Genomic DNA, 21,829 nt, shown 5'->3' on the forward strand with positions numbered 1-21,829 from the left:
TTCCGACGCCGGGAGGCAGGGTGACCCGCACCACAAAATGGTAAATCATGCCCGCGGAACGGCCATGTACTTGGTCTCCAGGAATTCCTCGATGCCCACGCGTCCGCCTTCGCGGCCCAGGCCCGAGGCCTTGATGCCGCCAAACGGCGCAGCGGGGTTGGAGACAATGCCGGTGTTGAGGCCCACCATGCCCACCTCGAGCGCGTCCCCCATGCGGAAGCCGCGGTCCACGTCCTGCGTGAACAGGTAGCCCACCAGCCCCCACGGCGTGTCGTTGGCCAGCCGGGTCACTTCCTCCTCCGTGTCGAACGGCACCACGGGGGCCACCGGACCGAAGATCTCCTGGCTCATCAGATCCGATTCCGGGCTCACGCCGGACAGTACGGTGGGCGAGTAGAAATAGCCGGGACGCTCCGGGCGGGAGCCACCGCAAATCACCGTCGCACCCTTGGACACGGCGTCGTCCACCAGCTCCTGCACCTTGATCAGTGCTTTCTCTTCCACCAGGGGCCCGACGTCGGTCCCGGCCTCCGCGCCGTCGCCCAGCGAAAGCGATTCCAGGCGGGCAGCGAGGCGGCGGGCAAACTCGTCGGCAATGGGACGCTGGACAAACAGGCGGTTCGCCGCAGTGCAGGCCTCGCCCATATTGCGCATCTTCGCAGCCACAGCCCCTTCCACGGCGCGGTCCAGATCGGCGTCTTCGAACACGATGAAAGGTGCGTTGCCGCCCAGTTCCATCGAAGAGCGCATGACGTGCTGCGATGCCTGCTGGAGAAGCCGCACGCCAACCTCGGTGGAACCGGTGAAGCTGACCTTGCGGGCGATCCCGCTGGACATCCACGGTGACACGACGTCCGAGGCCTTGGTGGTGCAGACAACGTTGAGCACGCCCTTGGGCAGCCCCGCCTCGATGAGGATGTCCACGAGTGCCAGGGAGGACAGCGGCGTCAAGTTGGCGGGCTTGAACACCATGGTGCAGCCGGCCGCGATAGCAGGGCCGATCTTGCGCGTGCCCATTGCCAGCGGGAAGTTCCACGGCGTGACCAGCACGCACGGGCCCACGGGCTCCTTGGAAACGAGGATCCGGTTCTTGCCGTCGCCGGTGGTAGTAAGGTCGCCACCGATGCGGACTGCCTCTTCGGAGAACCAGCGGAAGAACTCGGCCGCGTAAGCCACCTCGCCCTTGGCCTCCGCGAACGGCTTGCCCATCTCGGTGGTCATGATGAGGGCCAGTTCGTCCTGGCGGGCCATGATCAGATCGTAGGCGCGGCGGAGGATTTCGCTCCGCTCCCGCGGTGAGGTCCTCGCCCATTCCTTCTGCACGCGGCCAGCAGTTTCGATGGCCCGCCGCGCGTCCTCGGGACCGCCGTCGGCCACGGTGGCGATGACCTCCTCGGTGGCGGGATTCACGACGTCGAAGCGCGCGCCGGAAGCGGCCTCCGCCCATTCTCCGTCGATGAACAGACCGGTGCTGACCTTGGCGATCGCCTCCAATGCCTGCTGGGAAGTACGGGGGGATGTGGTCTGGGCTGTCATGGGGAATCCTTTTCTAGCTTGTAGTTGAGCCCGGGTCGAGGAGCTGGGCAATGTGCTGCCCGGGACGCTCCGTATCGAGCTGTCGGACCTGCATGGCGCAGGAGAAACCATCGGTGAGCACCACGGTGTCCGCGGCCGTTTCACGCAACGCAGGAGCCAGCGCCTGCTCAGCCACTTGCATGCTCACCCCGTAATGTTCTTTTTCGAAGCCGAAGTTGCCGGCCACGCCGCAGCACCCAGAGGCATCCACCACGTCGGTCACGCCGACGGCGGCAAGCGCAGCCTTCTGTGTACCGGGACCAAAGACGGAGTACTCGTGGCAATGCGTTTGAAGCACCACTTGTTCGGGCAGCGGCTGTGCCGGCGCGGCTTTCCAACCGCCCCGCGCCAGCTCATCGACGTGCTGGGCAAAGCTGCGTACCCTGGCAGCCACGCGTCGGGCCTGTTCGGTGTGCACCAATTCAGGCATGTCCTTGCGCAACGCGGCGGCGCAGCTGGGCTCCACCACAACGATGGGCCGGTCGGTGCCGTCGTCGAGGGCTTTCGCGGCGTTAGCCAGCAACTTCTTTGCGGTGTCCAGCTGGCCCGTGGAGATCCAGGTCAGCCCGCAACAGGCATCCGCCGAGCATTCGGTCCGCTCCCCCGCCCCCGCCAGGACGCGGGCCGCGGCGCCGGCCACCTCGGGACGGAAACCACGGGTGAAGGTGTCCACGAACAAGACGACGCCCTCGGACGTCTTGGGGCCATGCCCTCCACCCATGTCCACGCCGGCTGCCGCGACTTCTTTGCGCCATTCCTTGCCGCCCGCGAACCTTGGCAGCGAGCGCTGGGCAGTCAGTCCGCCGAGCATGGCAGCCAGCGTGCCCAAGGGCGTGGCCAGGACAGCATTGACCAGCGGCGCTATGTGGCCAGTAATCTTCAGCCACCGCGGCAGCCAGCCCAGGGAGAAGTGCGAGAGGGGCCGGATCCGTCCCCGGTAGTAGTGATCGAAGAATTCGGACTTGTAGCTGGCCATGTCCACGCCCGTGGGGCAGTCGCTGGAGCACGCCTTGCAGGACAGGCAGAGGTCCAGGGCCTCGCGGACCTCCTCGGACTTCCAGCCCTCTTCCACCGTGCGGGCGCCGCGGACCATGTCCTGCAGGACGCGGGAACGGCCGCGGGTGGAGTCCTTCTCGTCCCGGGTGGCCCTGAAGCTGGGGCACATCACTCCCCCGGAATCGGTCCGGCAGCGGCCCACGCCGATGCACCCCTGCACAGCGTGGACCCAGGGATCAATGCCGTTTCCGGCGGCGTGCGGGTTATCCGTTTCGACGGAGGATCCGCCGCCGGAATGTAGCGGCCGAAGGTCAAAGCTGGTCCGCCATTCACGCTGCGGTACGCCGTCCAAAGCCAGGTTCGCGTCCAGCGGATCCGGATCCGTGAGCGAGCCCGGGTTGAGGATGCCGGCGGGATCCCACAGACGGCGGTAGGCAGCAAAGGCCTCAAGCATGCGTTGCGAGTACATCAGCGGAAGCAGTTGGGATCGCGCCCGGCCGTCGCCGTGCTCGCCCGAGAGCGATCCGCCGTGCTTGACCACAAGACGGGCGGCATCGGCGGAGAACCTCCGGAAGACTGCCCGGCCCTCCTCGGTGCGCAGATCGTAGGTGATGCGGACATGCATGCAGCCGGCACCGAAGTGCCCGTACATGACGCCGCGGAGTCCATAGTCGTCCAAAAGCGTGCGGAACTCGGCGAGGTAGTCGGCAAGCTTTTCGGGCGCGACGGCGGAATCTTCCCACCCGGGCCACGACTCACCGCCGGTGGACAGCCTTGAGGAAAGCCCTGCGCCGTCCTCGCGGACGCGCCACAGTGAAGCGCGTTCGACGGCGTCCGGAACCTTCCGCCCATCCACGAGGCGGCCGTTTTGCTTAAGTCGCGCGAGCAGACGCCCGGCCTCGGCATGGACCTCGTCCGGGTCTTCGCCGTCGAGGTCCACATACAGCCACGCCTTCCCCTCGGGCAGGCCCAGTACAGCGCCCTCACCCCGGCGGAAACGCATGGTATCCACGATCGCCTCGTCGATGCCCTCTACGGCGGCCGGCGAAAACTCCAGGATGGTTTCGATGTCACGCGCGGCATCCACGACGTCCGCGTAGCCGAGGCAGACCAGCAATGCGCTGCCGGGCTTGGGCACCACCTTCATGCGGACCCCTGTCACCACGGCACAGGTACCCTCGGAACCCACCAGGGCCCGGGCCACGTTGAAGCCCTTCTCCGGGAGCAAATTGTCCAGGTGGTACCCCGAAACCTGCCGCTGGATGCGTCCCAGCTCCACGCGGAACTCGGCCAGGTTGTTGTGGGCAAGCTCCTTCAGGGACGTGGTCAGTGCGGCTGCGCGATCAGCGGCGAATTTGTCCCCGGGGTTCGTGGCGCGCACCCCGCCAGCGGTGGCGGTGAGCTGGGCGCCGTCGGAGGTGACGACGTCGAGCTCCACCACGTGGTCCGAGGTGCGGCCGTAACGGACGGAGTGGTTACCGCAGGCGTCGTTGCCCAGCGAACCGCCGATGGTGGCGCGGTTCTTGGACGACGGATCCGGCGCGAAGGTAAAACGGTTGCCCGTCGCCTGCTCCACTTCCCGGGAGAGGACAGCGAGCACCACCCCTGGGTCCACGGCCACGGTGCCTGCTGCCTGTTCGATCGCATGGATCCGGTTCATGTGCCTCGAGAAGTCCAGCACAATGCCTGGTCCTATCGCGTTGCCCGCCATGGACGTCCCGCCGCCACGGCTGATCAGCGCAGTGCCGGTTTCGCGGCAGGCCTCCAGGGTGGCCACAACATCGTCCACGGAACGCGGGAAGACCACGGCCAGCGGCGGAACCCGGTAGTTGGAGGCGTCATAGGAGTACTCCGCGAGCCGGCGCGGCGACGTGTCGGCCGGGATTCCGGCTACCGCCAGGCGCTCCAACACATGTGGCCGCCCAGGGTCCCGCGCGCCGGATGATTCCGGCACGCGGCGTGAGGTGACGGGCAACAAGGCTTCACTCATGGACGGTTCAGGCTCCGGCAGTGGCTGCGACGGCTCCAACAACGGCACCGACGGCAGCTTCGAAGCGCTGCAGCCCGGTCGAGATTTCCTCGGCGGTGACCACCAGGGCAGGGATCAACCGGACAACGTTGCCGGCAGGTCCACAGGTCAGGGTGAGCAAACCTTCCTCCGTGGTGGCCTGCTGCACGGCGGCAGCCGTCTTTGAATCCGGGTTGCCATCCTCGTCAGTGAATTCAATACCCTGCATGAGGCCACGTCCGCGGACATCACCTATCACGGGGAAACGCTCCTGGATCTCTTTCAGCCCCGCCTGTAGCTGTTCGCCGCGGATACGGGAGTTTTCCACGAGGCCTTCTTCCTGGACCACTTCCAAGGTGGCGACGCCGGCCGCTGCCGAGACGGCGTTGCCGCCGTACGTTCCGCCCTGGGATCCGGGCCAGGCCTTGGACATGGTTTCCGTGGAAGCGGCGATGGCAGAGATCGGGAAGCCTGAGGCGATGCCCTTTGCGGTGACGAGGATGTCCGGCGTCGCAGTGGAGAACTGGTGACCCCAGAACTTGCCCATGCGTCCGACACCGGCCTGGACTTCGTCGAAGATCAGCTGGATGCCGTGCTTGTCCGCACGCTCGCGCAGTCCCTCCATGAAGGCCGGCGGAGTGGGCAGGTATCCGCCGTCGCCCAGTGCGGGTTCGATCAGGAAGGCTGCGGTGTCGTTGGGGGCGGTGCGGGTCTGCAACAGGTAGTCGAGTTCCTGCAGGGCAAACTCCACGGCCAGCGCCTCGTCCCAGCCGTACCGGTAGGCATACGGGAAAGCGGACATGTGGACGCCAGCCATCAACGGAGCGAAGCCAGCAGAGAACTTGGTGCCGGCGGTGGTCAAGGATGCTGCGGCAACGGTGCGGCCGTGGAAACCGCCTTGGAACACCACGATGTTGGGGCGGCCCGTGGCCATACGGGCAAGGCGGACTGCGGCCTCGACGGCTTCGGAACCGGAGTTTGCATAGAAGACGGAATCAAGGCCGGCGGGAAGTACCTCGCCAAGCTTTTCCGTCAGTTCCAGCAAGGGCTTGTGCATCACCGTGGTGTACTGGGCGTGGATGATCTTCCCCACCTGCTCGCGTGCCGCAGCTACCACTCTCGGGTGGCAGTGGCCGGTGCTGGTTACGCCGATGCCAGTGGTGAAGTCCAGATAGTCCTTGCCATCGGTCCCGTGGATCCAGCTGCCAAGGGCATGGTCCACGACAACGGGGGTTGCTTGCTTGAGTGCGGGGCTGAGGGAAGTCATGCAAACCATGATGCACATCACATGTGTCTATTGTCAACAATCCTGCAATTGGGATACGGTTGTGGCGTGAGTAACACAAGAATCAACCCTCCGCTACCGAGTGGATCGCCGCAGGGACCACGGCCCCGCGTCGTGGTCCTCGTCGCCGAAGGCCAGCCCCGCCCTTACAACCTGGCAGCCATAGAGGCGCACGCCGACGTCGTCCTGACGGACGCTGCCGGCCTCCCGGACACAGCCCGCGGAGCGGACGTGCTGTTCCTCTGGGATTTCTTCTCCTCAGCCCTGAAGGACGCCTGGCCGAACGCGGATTCCCTGCAGTGGGTGCATGTTGCGGCCGCCGGAGTCGACGCGATGATGTTTGAGGAGCTCCGCACCTCCGAGGTAGTGGTGACCAACGCCCACGGCACCTTCGACAAGCCCATCGCAGAGTTTGCGCTGGCGTCCATCCTGGCCCACGACAAGCAATTGCACCGGAGCAAATCGCTCCAGCAACAATCAGCGTGGCAACACCGCGAACTGACCCGAACCGAAGGCTCGCGCGCCCTGGTGGTGGGTACCGGGGGGATCGGAAGGGCCACGGCCCGGCTGCTGCGCGCCGTCGGGCTGGAGGTGCGTGGAATCGGACGTACGGCACGCGAGGATGATCCGGACTTCGGCACCGTTTACCCGAGCGCCGATCTGGCCGCACATGCCCCCTGGGCAGACCACATGGTACTGATAGCCCCGCTCACGGAGCAGACGCGCCACATGGTGGACGGCTCCATCCTCGAAGCCATGAAGGACTCGGCGCACCTGATCAATGTTGGCCGCGGAGCCCTTGTGGACGAAGCGGCCTTGGTACAGGCCCTGCGCGAGGGGCGGATCGCCGCCGCTTCGCTGGATGTATTCAGCGAGGAGCCACCCCCTTCAACGCACCCGTTCTGGACCATGGACAACGTCCACATGTCCGCGCATATGTGCGGCGATGTGATCGGCTGGAGGGATGCCTTGGCAGACCAGTTCCTGGACAACCTGAAGCGCTGGTCCGCGGGTGAAAAACTTGCCAATCTGGTGGATAAGGAACGCGGCTACGTCAGCGGCAACTGACCCGCAAGGGAGCGGGCCGGACTGCCGGTTTTGTGAGCTCCACCACATGCGGTAAATTGTAAACAATCTACTATTTTCTTGGAGGTATTTCTTGCTGTTCAGCCAAGAGGAATACGACGCCCGCCTTGCAGGCGTCCGCACCCAGATGACCAAGCAGGGTCTCTCGGCGCTTCTGGTCACCGACCCGGCCAATATTTACTACCTGACCGGCTATAACGCCTGGTCTTTCTATACTCCGCAACTGGTCTTCGTCCCCGCGGACGGGCCAATGATCCTCTTCACCCGGGCGATGGATGCGGGTGGGGCTTTCCGTACCAGCTGGCTGCCGCAAGAAAGCATCGTGGGATACCCGGAACAATACGTGCACCGCCCCCATGTGCATCCCTTCGACTGGGTGGCCTCGGCGCTCCGGGAACGTTATCTCATCGCCCCGGCAGCCCAGGGCTGCGTCGGCCTCGAAATGGACTCGCATTTCTTCTCCCCCAAGGCATACCGCTCCCTGGTCAACGCCATTCCCGAATGGACCCTGGTGGACGGCTTCGAGCTGGTCAACTGGGTGCGCTCGGTCAAGTCCCCGGCCGAGATCCAACTGATGCGCGGCGCCGCGCAGGTCTGCATGGCGGCCATGCAGGCGGCCGTCGAAACGATCGACGTCGGTGTCCGCCAATGCGATGCCGCCGCAGCAATCAGCCACGCCCAAATCACCGGGGCCGATGGGATGGGCGGCGACTACCCCGCGATCGTTCCGATGCTCCCCACCGGAGAGGCTGCGGACACTCCGCACCTGACCTGGAGCGAAGACCGCTTCCAAGCCGACCAAGCAGTTGTCATCGAGCTGGCCGGCGCCTACCAGCGCTACCACGTCCCCTTGGCCCGGACCCTGACCCTGGGCAAGAAGTCCGACCGACTCGCCAAGCTGGAAGACGCCGTCGCAGACGGCTTGAATGCCGTGTTGACCGAAGTGAAGCCGGGTGTTCCGGTCCGCGAACTTGCCCGCTCCTGGAACGTGACCCTGGCCAAGTACGGCCTCGAAAAGCCGTCCCGGATCGGTTACTCGATCGGCGTCGGCTACCCGCCCGACTGGGGCGAGCGAACCATCTCCATCCGCTCCGAGGACGAATCCATCCTGGCGGAGAACATGACCTTCCACGTGATCGGAGGCATGTGGATGGATAACTACGGCTACGAACTCTCCGAGTCGATCCGCGTCACGGCCGACGGCGTGGAAACCTTCACCAGCTTTCCCCGCGAACTCATCCAGAAAGGCGGCTAGGCCATGACTGTTGACCACTTCGCCACCCGCTCCCGCGCTATTTTGCCGTTGGCGGACCGGGCGGCCGGCTTGGTCGGCTCCGTCATCGATTCCAGCACGTCCCTGCTGGCTTCGCAGACGCATGACATTGTCCGTTTCGCCATGGGCTCCCCCGCGGACGAAGCTGTCCCGCTCGCCGAGTTCCGCGACATCGCGGACCAGGTCATCGACCACAGCTCCATGACCTACGGCGCAACAGAGGGTGAGCCTGTGCTCCTGAAGGCACTCGTTGAGTACCTTGCCGGGACACCGGACCCCACCGCCGAGGAACGGGTGACCATCACGGCCGGCGGCATGCAGGGCCTGGACCTGGCATGCAAGATCTTCGTGAACCCCGGCGATCTGGTCATAGTGGAGAGCCCCACCTACACCAACGGCAGCGCTACCGCCCTGAGCTACGGAGCCGAGTTGCTTGAGGCGCCCATCGACGAGGACGGCCTCATCGTGGAGGCACTGCCCGAACTAGTTGCCGCCGCGGGCCGAATACCCAAGGCCATCTACACCATCCCGAACTTTCAGAACCCCTCCGGCACCACGCTCTCGCTACCCCGCCGGCACCAGCTCCTGGAACTGGCACACGAATGGAACTCCGTCATCATCGACGATGACCCCTACGGCCTGCTGCGCTTCCAGGGCGAGGACCTGCCCTCCCTCCAGGCGCTGAGCCCGGGAGATCCGCTGCTGTTCTCCGTCCGCACCTTCTCAAAAATCCTGGCACCGGGGCTGCGCGTAGGGTGGGTGGATACGGATCCATCGCTGCGCCAGCTCGTCATCAATGCCAAACAGGCCATGGACACCTGCACCAACGTTCCCGCCCAACACATCGTTGCCGAGTTCATCCGCCGCGGCGGCCTGGACAACCATCTCGCGGGCCTGCGCGCCGAGTACAAGCGCCGCAAAGATGCGATGCAGGAAAGCCTGCGCCGCCACCTTGGCGGCAGGGTAGCCACCACCGACCCCCAAGGCGGTTTCTTCCTCTGGCTCACTCTGCAGGGCGAGGACGCGCGCATCTCCACGCGCAAGCTTTTCGAAACGGCACTGGCAGAAGGGGTCGCGTTCATTCCCGGGCCGGCCCTCTCCGCGAGCGGAAAGTTCGACGACGCCCTGCGGCTCTGCTTCGCCTCCACCACTCCGGAACGCGCGGAAGAGGGCATCATTCGCCTTCGCCGGGCAATAGACAGGGAGCTTGCTGCCCTGAAAGACGGGGAGAACCATTGAACGCCGCTCTAGAACAACGGGTGCTGGACCTGGTCAGCGAGTCCGAAATCGTTTCGCTGACCACCGCCCTCGTGGCCGCCGCCGGGGAGAATCCGGGCGGCACCGAGGAGGCCACGGTGAAGGTTCTCCGGGACTTTTGCCTGGCAGCGGGCCTTGCGGTGTCGGAAGACACAGTGGCCCCCGGACGCCCGAACTTCACAGCCGTCCTCCCCGGCGGCGGGCAGCCCGGAGTCCTCTTCCTGGGCCACTCGGACGTTGTTCCCGCTGGAACCGGCTGGGAGCAACCTCCGTTTGAACCCTATGTCAGGAACGCCCGTCTCTTCGGCAGGGGGTCTACGGACATGAAAGGCGGCCTGGCCGCCGTCGTCATTGCCTTGAAGGCGCTTAAGGACGCCGGCGCGGATCTGCCGGGAAACGCCGCCCTGGTCTGCACGGTGGACGAGGAGGACCTTGGTATCGGCATCCGGGCCTTTACCGCCGCGGCTCAGGCGGACCCGTCTTTTTCCTACTCGGCGTGCGTCGTGGCTGAGCCAACCGACCTCGAAACAGTGATCGGATGCCGGGGAGACAGCTACATCGAACTGAAGATCACCGGCAAATCAGCCCATTCCGGCAGGCCCGCGGATGGACGGAATGCAATTGACGCGGCTGCGAAAATCCTCGACCTGGTCCGTGAGGACCACGCCCGGCTCCAGGCAGACCAAGCCCCCCTGCTCGGCGCGGGAAGCTGGAATGCCGGACTCATCCAGGGAGGCACAGGCACGTCCATGGTGGCGGCAGAGTGCACGGTTTCCCTGGACCGCCGACTCATGCCCGACGAGGACGCGCAGTTGATCCTGGACAAGCTCCGGGCCCGGATCAGTGAGGCCGGAATTGATTCCGACGGCGTCTCCGTGGAAGCGGAGGTAACCATGGAAATGCCTGGATTCCTGACTCCAGGGACACATCCCCTGGTCCTGAACTCGGTCAGCTCGCTGGCGGACGTGGGCGTGGAAAGCGCCATCAACGGCTGGACTGCCGCATGCGACGGCGGTTTCATCGTCCGTGACCTCGGTGTGCCCGCCATCGTGATGGGCCCAGGCGGACTGAACGACCAAGCCCACCAGGTGAACGAGTCGGTCAGCATCGCTGAGCTGGTTGCCGCGGCCCGCGCCTATGCGCTGATGTGCCTACGCCACACCTGGAGCTGAACACCCGCCTGAACAACTGCAAACGGCTGGCCGCACACTACGTGCGGCCAGCCGTTCGTCGCTAACTTGCGCCTACGCTTTTTCTTCTGCGGCGTCCGTATCGCCGGCCGTAAGCCGTTCCAAGGCATCCTCCATATGGCGTATCAGGAGCTTGCCGACGAGTTCTTCGCGGCCCTCCCCCAAGGCTTCTGCGATTGCGCGGTGTTCCTCAACGCGGGCGTGGGGATCCGGATACCTCTTTTCCAGCGCAGTAAGGCACATGCGTGTTTCGGTGAGCAGGGTGTTGTGCATCCGGGTGAGCCGGGGACTCCCGGCGGCGGCCACCAAGCTTGCGTGGTACTCCATGTCAGCCTCGGACATCGCATCCATGTCGCCTTTTTTGGCGGCCTTGTCCATGGCTTTCACGATTTCCAACAGCCGGGCAGCTATCAGTTTTCCGTCCTTCTGGAGGATTACCTCGGAGGCAGCGCGTTCGACGGCGGTCCGCGCCACGTACATGTCGCGGACTTCCGCTTCGGTCATGGTGATGACGAACAAGCCCCGGTTGCGGATGCTGATGAGCAAGCCCTCCTGGGTCAGGCGCTGCATGGCCTCGCGAAGAGGACCGCGACTCACGCCGAGTTCTTTTGCCAGCTCAGCCTCGCCCAACTGCGCTCCGGGGGGAATCCGGCCCAGCCCGATCGCGGCCCGCAATTTGTCGGCAATGATGGATGGCGTGGACTCCCGCACCACCGGCTCGAATCTCTGCATCGCTTGACCACTCTTCCGCCTGGAGTCCCTCGCGGCCCGCGGCCGCTCAACTGGACCCTTCCTATGTCTCCTTCGCAGAAGCAGACTAAAACTGTCTACAATCCTACATTAACAGCCATTGTTTTCTTAACACTTAAACCAACGCCGGGCTGTCCCGTGGACAGCCCGGCACCCGGATTCAGGCCTCAGTATCGACCGCGCGCGAGTACGTCAGTGTCTCGTCGCGGGCGCCTCCCATCCAAATGTCCTGGCAAGCTGCCGCCATTTCGTCAAGGCCTTCGACAATCGTCGCAAACACGTTTCCGGGAACCCAGCCGGTATCGCCGTTGAGCAAGAGGTTGTTGCGTCCGTAGAACACTGCCAGGTCCACAATTGTCTGGACGGTGTCCGTCCCGGAATCCGCCTCGTAACCATGGGAAGGCGTCTTCAGGTCATTCGATGTGAAGGTGAAATAGCAAACGTCACCCGGGATCGGAGTCACCGTGGTGTTCTCCGCCCCGGGTTCAGCCGGGGCGAAGGCCGGAACGAGGTTATAGATCTCGTTCCGGGCATACTTTCCATGGAAGACTTGGCTGCTCAGCGGCAGGGCATCCCAGACGGCCTTGCTGGTGCGGGGTGCGACGTCGTCGTGGAGGAGGGCCTTGCAGGTAACCCCGCGCTTCTCGAGGGTGATGTTGATGTATCTGGCCATGTTCTTGCCTTACTTCCTTGTTGTGGTGGACAACTGTGCTTTGCCGAGCGGCCTGCGTTCGTGCCACCGGCCGGCGCCCTGGTAGGCCGCAGCCGCGGAGAGCACTCGTGCATCCTGGTGCCGTGGGCCCACAAGCTGCAACCCGACGGGCAGGCCTTCCGCGGTAAACCCGCAGGGAATACTGATGGCAGGCTGCTGTGTCAGGTTGAAGGGGTAGGTATAGGGCGTCCAGGAGGTCCAATCCTCCGACGATGACCCCGCGGGCACATCACTGCCCGCCTCGAAGGCCGGAATGGGCAGCGTGGGCGTGACCAAGAGCTCATAGCGCTCGTGGAGCAGCCCCATTTCCCTGCCAAGCTTCATCCGCACCGCAGTGGCATCCAGGAAATCGCCGGCAGTGAAGCCTGAATGCCGCTCCAATGCTGCCGCGAGCAGTGGATCGATGCGGTCACAGGCGCCCCTTCCGTAGCCTTCCACCACCTTGGCCGCGCCGCTGAACCACAGGACATGATAGGCGTCCACCGGGTCCGACCACCCAAGATCGATTTCCTCCACCTCCGCGCCGAGCTCGGCGAGGACCTGCACGGCGTCGCGCACTGCCGCTTCGACGTCGGGATCATTGCTGCCGTAGCCAAGGTTCGGGCTGAAGGCGACCCTCCGGCCGCGAAGCCCGTCCGCCAACCCGTGCGAGAAAGACGTCGTCGGCGCGGGGCCGGCGGACCAGTCGCGGGCGTCCGGCTGCGAAATGATGTCCATCATCAACGCCGCGTCCTCGACGGTGCGCGTGATCGGGCCGGCATGCGCGAGCGTCCCGAATGGGCTGACCGGGTATAGCGGAACCGTCCCGTAGGTGGGCTTGAAGCCAACGACGCCGGTAAAGCCGGCGGGTATGCGGATGGAACCACCGCCGTCGGTCCCTACAGACCAGGGGCCCATGCCTTGGGCAACAGCGGCGGCACTGCCCCCGCTGGATCCACCCGAGGTACGGGAAAGATCCCAGGGGTTCCTGGTGACCCCGGAGCGCGGGCTGTCGGTGACGCCCTTCCAGCCGAATTCCGGGCTGGTGACCTTGCCGAACAGCACCGCCCCGTTCTCGCGGAGCCTTGCGACGGCCGGAGCATCCTCGCTCCAATCCCCCTCAGCCGACGTGAGCAGCGATCCACGCAGCGTCGGCCACCCTTTGGTGAGCATCAGGTCCTTGATGGAGGTGGGGACCCCGTCGGCCAGGCCGCGGGGTTCGTTGCGCAGCCAGCGCGCCTCGGATGCGCGGGCGGATTCGAGTGCCGACTCGGGTTCGACGAGGCAGAAGGCGTTAAGGTCATCATCGTGGGCCTCAATTGCATCCAAGGCCGCCTGCGTGGCCTCGACCGGGGAAACTTCCCTGGATCGATAGGCGGCGAGAAGCTCCGTAGCTGTGGCCCATTGCAGTGCATCAATCAAAACCGAAGCTCCTTTGTCTGTCCTGACTCGTCTGCCGATAAACACTGCGATCAGGCTATGTGGCCCCGATCACAATTGTCAACAATCCTACTAACCTATCTTTTATCGTTTACTCTTTGTATGATTGTGGACAATTCGCGGAGATTGGCTCCCGAATGTCGAGAGGGAGAATGATGGGTGTCACCATTGGCATGCTTTACCCGGGCTTTGGAGCCGAAGACGACTACCCCTTCATGGCGGACCTCCTGGGCGAAGGGGTAAGTCTCCCCTTGGTCCACACGTCCGTGGGGGTGGACGCGCACGAAGTGCAGGCATTGCTGGACCTCGGCAAAAGCGAACGGCTGCTGGAAGGCGCTGAAGCCCTCCGTTCAAGCCAGCCCGACGCCGTCATGTGGGCCTGCACGTCCGGCAGCTTTGTGTTTGGTTGGGACGGCGCCAAACGGCAAGCCGCCGAGGTCCAGGAGGCCCTGGGCGTGCCCGTCTCATCCACGTCGCTTGCCTTCGTGGACGCCGTGCACGCCCTGGGCCTGGAAAGGGTCGCCGTGGCCGCCACCTATCCCGGGGATGTTTCCCGGCACTTTGTAGACCTGCTGAACCGCGGCGGAATTGAGGTCACCCAGCTCGTCAGCCACGACATCCCTACCGCCGCCCTGGCCGGCGAATTGGACCGCGAGGGCGTGCTTGCGCTGGCTCGGAGCAACGACAGCCCGCAGGCTCAGGCCATCCTCATCCCGGACACCGCGCTGCACAGCGCCCGGTGGATCAACGAGCTCGAGGCGGCCCTCGGCAAGCCCGTACTGACAGCAAACCAGGTGACAGTCTGGCAGGGCCTGCGCCTTGCCGGCGCACTGCGCACCTGCGACGAGCTGGGCCACCTCTTCAAGCACGCGGCCGGGATCCGGGTGGAGGCCTAAGCTACAACCGGCAAAGCGCAGGCAACCCCCGACACAATCAGGAAGGCGTCCCGACGGGCAGGAAGCAAAGTTGCTACCGCCGTCGGGACGCCTTTCTTGGTGCGAGGCACTAAGAAAGCAGGCGCTGGCCCGGACCTACGGCCGACTTGCCCAAACGGCGCAGGGAAGCCCACGCCGTGACCTGGTTGGCCGACAGTACGGGTTTGCCGAGTTCGCGTTCCAGGGGCGCAATGATGTCATAAGTCGGCAGGTTCGTGCAGCTGATGAAAATGACGTCAGCGTCCGGCACATCGGCCGCCCGAATGAGCTCGCAGGTGGTCCGGTATGGAACTTCCCAGATTCCCCCTTCCAGCCCCAGCCCGGCCTGGGAAACCACGGAGTGTCCGGCCTCCTCCAGGAAATCGCCCAGACGAAGGGTCAGCTCCTCGACGTAGGGGGTGACGGCGACGACGCGCGAGGCACCAAGGTGGTCCAGCGCCTCCAGCAGGGCTTCCGAGGTGCTGATCCCCGGCGCACCACTCGCAGCCTCCATCACCTTGGAGATGTGGCGGGCACCGGCAACTCCGTTGACGAAACTTCCCGAGGTGCAGGCGTAGGCCACAACACGCGGATTAACGGCGCTCAGGCTCTTTGCCGCCAGATGGACATCATTGTCATCACTTACGTCCTCTGCCATTTCCACACTGACGGGTTCATCCACGAACGGAGTCCGCGTGAAGAACAAGGACACGTCCTGGGGCATCCACCTCCACAGCTCCCGGTCCAGTGCCATGTCAAAGGGGCACACGACGCCGATACCCTCCTGAGCGATCGGACCGGCGACTTCACCTGTAGTGCTGTCCATAATATACCCTTCAATAGTAGATTGTTGACAATATTGCCTTGTTTGCCTAGTGTCCGTGATGACCCCGGTTGGTGTCGCCGGATCCCCCAAGGAGCCCCATGAACATCCACGAAAGCGCGATCGACGCCATCGAACGCGAATTGCCGTCAGCGCCCGTTCCCGTGGCCAACTACGTGCCCGTCCGGCAGGTGGGAAACCTGGTCTTCACTTCAGGCCAGACTCCCACCCGCGACGGCGTCCTCTCCATCAGTGGAAAGCTCGGACGCGATCTCAGCATTGAACAGGGTCAAGAGGCAAGTGCCACGGCAGTGTTGAACTGCTTGTCCGCGCTGCGCCAGCACCTGGGTTCACTGGACAGGATCATCTCCGTGGTCAGCCTGACAGGCTACGTAGCCTCCGCGGAAGGATTCGGTGACCAGCCTGCTGTGATCAACGGCGCCTCGCTGGTCCTGGAACGCGCCTTCGGCGACAGAGGGCGCCATGCCCGGGCAGCCGTGGGTGTGGCCGAACTGCCCGGGCAGGCGCCCGTTGAAATTTCGATGATCGTGGAGGTCTAAGCGGGGCTCAATGCTGCAGGACGGCCCGGAGGAAGGTTCTGGTCCGCTCCTGCTGCGGGTCTTTGAATATCTGGGCGGGAGGCCCGCTCTCCACGGCAGCGCCGTTATCGAACATGACCACTCGATCGGAAATCTCCTCGGCGAAACGCATCTCGTGCGTCACCATCAGCATGGTCATGTCCGTGGTGTGAGCCAGGTTCCGGATCACGTTCAACACTTCACCGATCAGCTCCGGATCAAGGGCCGAAGTGGGCTCATCGAAAAGCAGCACCTTCGGCCGCATAGCCAGCGCCCTGGCAATGGCTACGCGCTGCTGCTGACCGCCGGACATCTGCGGCGGCGTGTGGTTCATGTGCTTGCCCAGTCCCACCGTATTCAGAAGCTCCGCAGCACGCTCCCGTGCCTCGGCCTTGTCCATGCCAAGTACGTGGATCGGCGCCTCGATGATGTTTTCCATCGCCGTCATGTGGGGGAAAAGGTTGAACTGCTGGAATACCATGCCGATTTTTCGCCGAGTCTCCCGCAGTTGCCGCGTTTCCCGGATTTTCTGCCCGGCCGTCACGTCCCAGAGAGTATCGCCGTCGACTCTTACCAGGCCTTCACTGGGCGTCTCAAGGGTCATGAGTATGCGCAGGATGGTGGTCTTGCCGGACCCGGAAGGTCCGATGATGGACACCTTCTCGCCCGGCGCGACCTCGAAGTTGAGTGACTTCAGGACCTGGTTGGAACCCCAGTTCTTGCTGACGTTCCGGAACCTGATGATGGGGTCCGGAGCAAGGGCAACGTCCGCGGACAGGGTTTGGGGTTCAGTGCTGGGGCGCATAGCGCCTCTCCAATCTGTTGACGAGCCTGGAGGCCGGGTAGCTGATGGCCAGGAAGAGGATGGCGGCCATGGTGAGGGGTTCCAGGTACCGGAAGCTCGAGCTTCCGATCGACTGCGCCGTGGCCATCAGTTCCACCACGGTGATGGCTGAGAGGACTGCAGAGTCCTTGAACATCTGGATGAGGTAGTTCCCGAGCATGGGCACCACGGTGCGCACGGCTTGCGGGAGGATGATCCTGCCCCATGTTCGGGCCCCGGGGAGGCTAAGGGCGGTTGCCGCTTCCCATTGGCCCACAGGCACACCCTGGATCCCGCTGCGGTAAACCTCGGCCATGTACGCGCTGTAGTTGATGCCGATCACCACCACTCCGGTTGTGAAGGCGTCAAAGCTGATTCCGTAGTCCGGAAGCACAAAGAAGGCACAGTAGGCCTGGACCAGGAGCGGGGTTCCACGCACAAACACCACGAGGAAGGAAACCACCGGCGATAGGACCGGTACGGCCAGCCTCCTGAGAACCGCGAAGAACAACCCGAGCACCGCGGCTAGCAAAGTCCCTAGCAGCGTGATCTCAACAGTGACCCACAGTCCTTGCAGGAGCGCGGGAAAAACAGAAATGGCGAACTGGTTGTCCCAGATCATGCTGCACCCACCTTTACGAGTCGGTGTTCCTTGCGCTGGGCCGAGATAGCCTTCCGGTCTAGCGCAAAATGGCGCTCAAGCCAAGCGGTCAACAGAGTCAGCAGGTAGGAAAGAACGAAGTAGATCACCAGGATCGTGGTGAAAATCGCCGTCGTCTGGCCAGTGGTACTGCGGATCATCTGGGCCCTGAAGGTCAAGTCCGCCACCGTCACCAGCGACACCAGGGACGTATTCTTCAGCAGGTCCACCATCACGTTGCCGAACGGAGGCAGCATGGCCGGAATGGACTGCGGAATGATGATCCTACGCAACCGAAGTGCGGGTTCCATCCCGAGCGCGATACATGCTTCGGTCTGGCCCTTGGCCCGGCTGGCGATGGCGCCACGGACAACTTCCGCCGCATAGGCTCCTTCGTTCAATCCGAGAGCAAGCACCGCAGCCGTCAGCGGATGAAGCTGGATCCCGAAGAAAGGAAGAGCAAAGAACAGCCAAAACATCTGGACCAGAAGAGAAGTGCCGCGAAACACTTCAATGAACATTCCAGCCGGCCAACTCAGCAGACGGTGCCTTGAGAGCTTGGCCAGGCCAGCCGCGAACGCGACTACGAGGCACAAAGCACCGCTGAGCACCGCGACCAGGACAGTGGTCCAGAGTCCCTGCCAGAGCAACGGCGCGTACTCGATTATTGCGGACATAGGCTATTCCCCTTCTGCGCGAGGCGGGTCAGCCGGCGGTCTGGCATAGCTCCTGCGCGGTAACGCCTTCCACCACTGAAGGATCGAATCCCCATTTGGTGAGGATCCCGGCAAACTCAGGGGTCTTTTTGAACGCGGTGAGTTCCTTGTTGTAAGCCTCGTGGAAGCTTGCGTCCGCCTGCCGGAAGGCCGCACCTGAACCGGTGCGCGGCGCATCCTTGACGGGGGCCGTGATATCGAAGCTGGGGTCGTCCTTGGCGAGGGCCTTGAGCGACAGCGTGGGAAGCATGAAAGCGTCCGCACGATTCGCCTTGAGTGCCTCCAGGCCGCTTCGCCCGTCATTGACCTTGACCTGCTGGGAAGCGGGAACGTTCGCAGCTTTGAGCACACCCTCCTCGAATCCGCCCGGCAGCACAGCGATTCGCAACGACTTGTCCGCCAGAATGCCAGCTACCGACGTGATGCCCTTCGGGTTACCCTTGGGCGTCGCGAAGGACTCCGTGGAGACAATGACCGGCTCCGAGTAGCGGACTTGGCTGCAACGGGACTGCTTCATGAAGAGTCCGGCCGCAATGACGTCCCACCGGTTGGCATTGAGCCCGGGAATCATGGACTCATACGGGGTGACGATGCCCTGGACGTCACCAATGCCCAGGCGCTGGCAAACGGCGCGAAGCACGTCCGGCTCGCACCCCGTGACCTTTCCGTCAGCGCTGACCTGCGTGTACGGCGGCTCGTTGGCGATACCTACCCGCAAGAAGCCCTGCGACTTGGCCGTTTCCAGAAGGTTGGCGGCGGTACCTGATGCCGGCCCGCCAACAGCCACGCTGGAACAACCCGTGGCCAACCCCGCAACAGCGGCGCCAAAAACCGCCACTCCCGCACCGCGAAAAACGTTCCGCCGAGAAATGTTGCTTGTCATATGCACTCCGTTCGCCCGGACTCACCGGCGTAAGCAGGACCCGGAAGGGTTCTGTGATCTGTGTTACATAAAACCTAAAAGGGATCTGTATGATTGTCAACAATCCGAATGTAAAATATTCTCGTCAAGCTTGCACGCTGGGATCCGACGACGATAGGCGCCATTGCTCCGCTTCGCCACACACCAGCTGCGGGACAACGACAACAAACCGAGCCCTCACAAGGAGGAAGCGTGAAGAAGCGCAGCCAGTTTCAACCCTCAACAGCGCTGGAAGATGAGCAGGCGCACTGGCAGAGGACCGGGGAACACTGTCCCGCCAACGGATGGTGGGTGCCCGCCAACAACGACGGCGGCGTCTACTTCATTACGCAAGGCAGCATCATGCCCGCTAGCGGCGGAGCACCTATTTGGTGGAAGCCTTTCACTGGGCGGCTCGAGAGGCTGTGAAGAGGTCGTCCTTGTCGGGGTGCGGAGCATTCGCAACGACCTGAAGTGATCAGTTCTCAGGCAAGATAGGTGTCTGGCGGGCGCTCGAACAGGCACGTGGTGTGCTAGCGAAGGCCGATGCCCGTCGGCTGCGAAACACGATGAAGCAGCGAGCGGGCATGGTTGTTGTCTGCGGATTCCGAACCATGACATCGCGGGGCTATATCCCTGATGCTATCGGGGTCGCAGGCTGGCTGGCGGTGGTCCGGCGACGGGCCTGAGGAGCCTTTGGATGTCGGCGTCAAGTCTTGGGAGGGCAATACCTCGCTCAGGAACTGGTGCGCGCTTGGGCTTGTTTCAATGGAGCAACGGAAGTCGGCGCACAAATGCCCGAAGTGCCGGACACGGCTGGTAGAGACGTGGTACGTCGAAATAGTTGCAGGCACCACCGTGGAGGCCAGGCGCATCGGCCGGCCGTTCTGCCCCAAAGGCCACACCATTACCCACTGGAACCTTGCAGGACAACCGAAACGCGCCACATAGCCAAGTAGGAGACAGGCCACGGGCCAGGAACGGCGCACCTGAATCTCGTGGATCGTCGGCGACAGAGGTCTTTGGCCCCCCAGTTGTCCTTCCGGAACTCCCTGCCGTTGAGGACCAAAGAAGTGTCCCGCCGGACGGGGGTACCGACGGGACCAAGCTCTACCAAGCAACAGAAGCATCAACGCTGGGGACAAGGGCCGGGCGAGACATCCAATCATTCCGGGGTACCAATGCCTTAGCCTGACCAAGCGATTCCATGCAGAAGGACCGAGCCCCGTCCTCGCCAAGCCATAAAGAAGCGAAAACCTAGTGTCCTGCGCCTGAAATTCGGTTCAGAAGTCGGCCGATGGATTCGAGGATCTGTTCTGCTGTCTTGGTCCAGGTGAAGGGTGTGGGGTTGGTGTTCCATTCGCTGACCCATTTGCGGATGTCGGACTCGAGCGCTTGGACGCTGCGGTGGTCGCTGCGGCGCAGCAGGTCCTCGGTGACGAAACCGAAGAACCTCTCGACCTGGTTCAGCCACGATGAGTAAGTCGGTGTGAAATGCATGTGGAACCGTGGGTGGTTCTGCAGCCATGTCTTCACGACGGGTGTCTTGTGGGTCTGGTAGTTGTCGCAGATCAGGTGCACGTCAAGGCCCTCCGGGCCCTTAGCGTCGATCTTGGTCAGGAACTTCCTGAACTCGATGGCCCGGTGCTTGCGGTGCAGGCTGGAGATCACGGACCCGTCCGCGGTGTTCAGTGCCGCGAACAGGGTTGTGGTTCCGTGCCGGACGTAGTCGTGGGTGCGTTTCTCCGGCATGCCGGGCATCATCGGGAAGGCCGGCTGGGACCGGGCCGGCGCCTGGAGCTGTGACTTCTCGTCCACGGAGAGCACCACAGCGGATTCAGGCGGGTTCTGGTAGAGGCCCACGACGTCGTAGACCTTCTCCACGAAGAAGGGGTCGTTGGAGAGCTTGAACCCGTCGGCGCGGTGGGGCTTGAGTTCGAAAGACTTCCAGATCCGCCCGATCGTTGACTTTGAGAGCCCCGAGCGCTCGGCCATCTTCGCCCGGGACCAGTGCGTGGCATTCTTCGGCGTCGATTCCAGTGTCGCAACCACGACATCCTCGACCTGATCACTGGTGATACCGGCAGGTCGGCCGGGCCTGGGATCATCGACGAGACCGTCCAGCCGGCGCTCCAGGAAGCGCCGCCGCCACTTCGCCACGGTGTGAGGTTCGACTCCGCACCGGGCGCCCACCTCCACGGCGGGTCGGATGTTAGGGCGCCGGGAACGGGCCGGTGGAAGGGAGTGGGTGCCCCCTTCCACCTTCCGCGGGTCTTAGGCGGTCAGTTCCGGGACTGCGGGAAGGTCCAGTTCGGTTCCGGCGTAGTGGTTGAAGTAGTTGGTGAAGAGGTTGGCCGCGATGTGGGCGAACGCCTCGGACAGTTCTTCGGCACTCCAGCCGGAATCCAGGGCAGCCTGCCACGTCGCGTCGGAGACGTTCCCTGTCTGGGCCGCGGCTTCACGTGCGACGGCGGTGATCGCTTCGAGTTTGGCGTCGAAATCGACTTCACCGGCGCGGACCGCGAGGATCTGCTCATCGTCCAGCCCCGCCCGGCGTGCCGAGAGGGTGTGTGCTGCTTGGCAGTAGTCGCAGCCGTTCTGGTTTCCGACGGCCAGTGCGATCGCTTCGCGGGTGCGGGCGTCGAAGCTGCCGTGGGCGGCGATGGCGGCGGAGATCCCCTCGTAGGAGGCGATCACGGCAGGTGAGTGGGCCATGCCTGCGTGGATGTTGAGCAGTTTGCCCATCTTTTGCTCCAGTTTCCGGGCGATCGGTTGGGAGGCTTCAGGCGCTGTGGCAACGGTATGGGCGGGAATGCGTGGCATGCGGGGACTCACTTATCTCTGGATTGATTGACAGGACAAAAAGGCGTACGGGGAAAAACC

20 protein-coding genes are annotated in these 21,829 nt (G+C 63.8%); 7 read left to right on the forward strand and 13 right to left on the reverse strand.

The features are described from left to right. Positions 1–45: 45 nt before the first annotated feature. Genes LFT43_RS14630 through LFT43_RS14640 form a run of 3 tightly spaced genes read right to left on the reverse strand, consistent with a single transcriptional unit; the run spans position 46 to position 5,846 of the window. Positions 46–1,536: an NAD-dependent succinate-semialdehyde dehydrogenase gene (locus tag LFT43_RS14630; protein WP_395797932.1), complete on the reverse strand. Its 1,491-nt coding sequence runs from the start codon at positions 1,534–1,536 to the stop codon at positions 46–48. A 13-nt stretch (positions 1,537–1,549) separates the two neighbouring features. Then, the gene (locus tag LFT43_RS14635; protein WP_395797934.1) at positions 1,550–4,561 is read right to left on the reverse strand and encodes an FAD-binding and (Fe-S)-binding domain-containing protein; all 3,012 of its coding nucleotides are present in this window, start codon (positions 4,559–4,561) and stop codon (positions 1,550–1,552) included. Between the two features lie 7 nt (positions 4,562–4,568). Beyond that, entirely contained in the window at positions 4,569–5,846 is a 1,278-nt protein-coding gene (locus tag LFT43_RS14640) for an aspartate aminotransferase family protein (protein ID WP_395797936.1), read from the reverse strand. Positions 5,847–5,912: 66 nt separating this feature from the next. Here LFT43_RS14640 and LFT43_RS14645 point away from each other — a divergent pair, with 66 nt between their 5' ends. From LFT43_RS14645 to LFT43_RS14660, 4 genes are all read left to right on the forward strand, one after another. Further along, positions 5,913–6,932 (forward strand): D-2-hydroxyacid dehydrogenase, encoded by a 1,020-nt coding sequence (locus LFT43_RS14645; RefSeq protein ID WP_395797938.1) that lies wholly within the window; start codon positions 5,913–5,915, stop codon positions 6,930–6,932. A 91-nt stretch (positions 6,933–7,023) separates the two neighbouring features. Next, a complete protein-coding gene (locus LFT43_RS14650; protein ID WP_395797940.1) occupies positions 7,024–8,205 on the forward strand; it encodes a M24 family metallopeptidase in 1,182 nt (393 codons plus the stop codon). Positions 8,206–8,208: 3 nt separating this feature from the next. Further along, positions 8,209–9,462, forward strand: a complete 1,254-nt coding sequence (locus tag LFT43_RS14655) for a PLP-dependent aminotransferase family protein (protein WP_395797942.1) — start codon at positions 8,209–8,211, stop codon at positions 9,460–9,462. Beyond that, positions 9,459–10,652 carry a M20 family metallopeptidase gene (locus LFT43_RS14660; protein WP_395797944.1) on the forward strand — a complete coding sequence of 398 codons (1,194 nt, stop codon included), beginning with the start codon at positions 9,459–9,461 and terminating at the stop codon, positions 10,650–10,652. The genes LFT43_RS14655 and LFT43_RS14660 overlap by 4 nt, the downstream gene beginning before the upstream one ends. Positions 10,653–10,724: 72 nt before the next feature. Here LFT43_RS14660 and LFT43_RS14665 read toward each other — a convergent pair whose 3' ends face one another. From LFT43_RS14665 to LFT43_RS14675, 3 genes are all read right to left on the reverse strand, one after another. After that, positions 10,725–11,402, reverse strand: coding sequence for a GntR family transcriptional regulator (locus tag LFT43_RS14665; protein ID WP_395797946.1), 678 nt, complete (start codon positions 11,400–11,402; stop codon positions 10,725–10,727). A 178-nt stretch (positions 11,403–11,580) separates the two neighbouring features. After that, on the reverse strand, positions 11,581–12,093 hold the full coding sequence (locus LFT43_RS14670; RefSeq protein WP_395797948.1) for a DUF3830 family protein: 513 nt from the start codon (positions 12,091–12,093) through the stop codon (positions 11,581–11,583). A gap of 9 nt (positions 12,094–12,102) precedes the next feature. Further along, a complete protein-coding gene (locus LFT43_RS14675) occupies positions 12,103–13,533 on the reverse strand; it encodes an amidase (protein ID WP_395797950.1) in 1,431 nt (476 codons plus the stop codon). A gap of 173 nt (positions 13,534–13,706) precedes the next feature. On the opposite strand from LFT43_RS14675, the gene LFT43_RS14680 reads away from it, so the two are divergent. Further along, the gene (locus LFT43_RS14680) at positions 13,707–14,447 is read left to right on the forward strand and encodes a maleate cis-trans isomerase (RefSeq protein WP_395797952.1); all 741 of its coding nucleotides are present in this window, start codon (positions 13,707–13,709) and stop codon (positions 14,445–14,447) included. A gap of 109 nt (positions 14,448–14,556) precedes the next feature. Here LFT43_RS14680 and LFT43_RS14685 read toward each other — a convergent pair whose 3' ends face one another. Continuing rightward, on the reverse strand, positions 14,557–15,291 hold the full coding sequence (locus LFT43_RS14685) for an Asp/Glu/hydantoin racemase (protein ID WP_395797954.1): 735 nt from the start codon (positions 15,289–15,291) through the stop codon (positions 14,557–14,559). 98 nt (positions 15,292–15,389) lie between these two features. Here LFT43_RS14685 and LFT43_RS14690 point away from each other — a divergent pair, with 98 nt between their 5' ends. Then, positions 15,390–15,848, forward strand: a complete 459-nt coding sequence (locus LFT43_RS14690) for a RidA family protein (RefSeq protein ID WP_395797956.1) — start codon at positions 15,390–15,392, stop codon at positions 15,846–15,848. Between the two features lie 7 nt (positions 15,849–15,855). On the opposite strand, the gene ehuA is transcribed toward LFT43_RS14690, so the two are convergent. The 4 genes from ehuA to ehuB are packed head-to-tail and all read right to left on the reverse strand — an operon-like array spanning position 15,856 to position 18,928. Beyond that, entirely contained in the window at positions 15,856–16,671 is an 816-nt protein-coding gene (ehuA, locus tag LFT43_RS14695; protein ID WP_395797958.1) for an ectoine/hydroxyectoine ABC transporter ATP-binding protein EhuA, read from the reverse strand. Beyond that, a complete protein-coding gene (gene ehuD, locus LFT43_RS14700; protein ID WP_395797960.1) occupies positions 16,655–17,311 on the reverse strand; it encodes an ectoine/hydroxyectoine ABC transporter permease subunit EhuD in 657 nt (218 codons plus the stop codon). Before ehuD ends, ehuA begins: the two co-directional genes overlap by 17 nt. Then, positions 17,308–18,006 (reverse strand): ectoine/hydroxyectoine ABC transporter permease subunit EhuC, encoded by a 699-nt coding sequence (ehuC, locus tag LFT43_RS14705; protein ID WP_395797962.1) that lies wholly within the window; start codon positions 18,004–18,006, stop codon positions 17,308–17,310. The genes ehuD and ehuC overlap by 4 nt, the downstream gene beginning before the upstream one ends. Before the next feature lie 28 nt (positions 18,007–18,034). Next, complete coding sequence (ehuB, locus tag LFT43_RS14710) at positions 18,035–18,928, reverse strand: ectoine/hydroxyectoine ABC transporter substrate-binding protein EhuB (RefSeq protein WP_395797964.1); 894 nt, start codon at positions 18,926–18,928, stop codon at positions 18,035–18,037. Positions 18,929–19,159: 231 nt separating this feature from the next. On the opposite strand from ehuB, the gene LFT43_RS14715 reads away from it, so the two are divergent. Continuing rightward, positions 19,160–19,375, forward strand: a complete 216-nt coding sequence (locus tag LFT43_RS14715; RefSeq protein ID WP_395797966.1) for a hypothetical protein — start codon at positions 19,160–19,162, stop codon at positions 19,373–19,375. A gap of 828 nt (positions 19,376–20,203) precedes the next feature. On the opposite strand, the gene LFT43_RS14720 is transcribed toward LFT43_RS14715, so the two are convergent. Continuing rightward, positions 20,204–21,106: an IS630 family transposase gene (locus LFT43_RS14720; RefSeq protein WP_395797968.1), complete on the reverse strand. Its 903-nt coding sequence runs from the start codon at positions 21,104–21,106 to the stop codon at positions 20,204–20,206. Between the two features lie 114 nt (positions 21,107–21,220). Then, positions 21,221–21,769 (reverse strand): carboxymuconolactone decarboxylase family protein, encoded by a 549-nt coding sequence (locus LFT43_RS14725; RefSeq protein ID WP_395797970.1) that lies wholly within the window; start codon positions 21,767–21,769, stop codon positions 21,221–21,223. Positions 21,770–21,829 lie beyond the last annotated feature (60 nt).

It is taken from the genome of Arthrobacter sp. FW306-04-A (assembly GCF_044358315.1).
Classification (GTDB): domain Bacteria; phylum Actinomycetota; class Actinomycetes; order Actinomycetales; family Micrococcaceae; genus Arthrobacter.

Bases quoted from the DNA above. Each gene is read 5' to 3' on its own strand.
- LFT43_RS14630 (WP_395797932.1), bottom strand. From the start codon at position 1,536: ATGACAGCCCAGACCACATCCCCCCGTACTTCCCAGCAGGCATTGGAG.
- LFT43_RS14635 (WP_395797934.1), bottom strand. From the start codon at position 4,561: ATGAGTGAAGCCTTGTTGCCCGTCACCTCACGCCGCGTGCCGGAATCA.
- LFT43_RS14640 (WP_395797936.1), bottom strand. From the start codon at position 5,846: ATGACTTCCCTCAGCCCCGCACTCAAGCAAGCAACCCCCGTTGTCGTG.
- LFT43_RS14655 (WP_395797942.1), top strand. From the start codon at position 8,209: ATGACTGTTGACCACTTCGCCACCCGCTCCCGCGCTATTTTGCCGTTG.
- LFT43_RS14665 (WP_395797946.1), bottom strand. From the start codon at position 11,402: ATGCAGAGATTCGAGCCGGTGGTGCGGGAGTCCACGCCATCCATCATT.
- LFT43_RS14670 (WP_395797948.1), bottom strand. From the start codon at position 12,093: ATGGCCAGATACATCAACATCACCCTCGAGAAGCGCGGGGTTACCTGC.
- LFT43_RS14680 (WP_395797952.1), top strand. From the start codon at position 13,707: ATGGGTGTCACCATTGGCATGCTTTACCCGGGCTTTGGAGCCGAAGAC.
- LFT43_RS14685 (WP_395797954.1), bottom strand. From the start codon at position 15,291: ATGGACAGCACTACAGGTGAAGTCGCCGGTCCGATCGCTCAGGAGGGT.
- LFT43_RS14690 (WP_395797956.1), top strand. From the start codon at position 15,390: ATGAACATCCACGAAAGCGCGATCGACGCCATCGAACGCGAATTGCCG.
- ehuA (WP_395797958.1), bottom strand. From the start codon at position 16,671: ATGCGCCCCAGCACTGAACCCCAAACCCTGTCCGCGGACGTTGCCCTT.
- ehuD (WP_395797960.1), bottom strand. From the start codon at position 17,311: ATGATCTGGGACAACCAGTTCGCCATTTCTGTTTTTCCCGCGCTCCTG.
- ehuC (WP_395797962.1), bottom strand. From the start codon at position 18,006: ATGTCCGCAATAATCGAGTACGCGCCGTTGCTCTGGCAGGGACTCTGG.
- ehuB (WP_395797964.1), bottom strand. From the start codon at position 18,928: ATGACAAGCAACATTTCTCGGCGGAACGTTTTTCGCGGTGCGGGAGTG.
- LFT43_RS14725 (WP_395797970.1), bottom strand. From the start codon at position 21,769: ATGCCACGCATTCCCGCCCATACCGTTGCCACAGCGCCTGAAGCCTCC.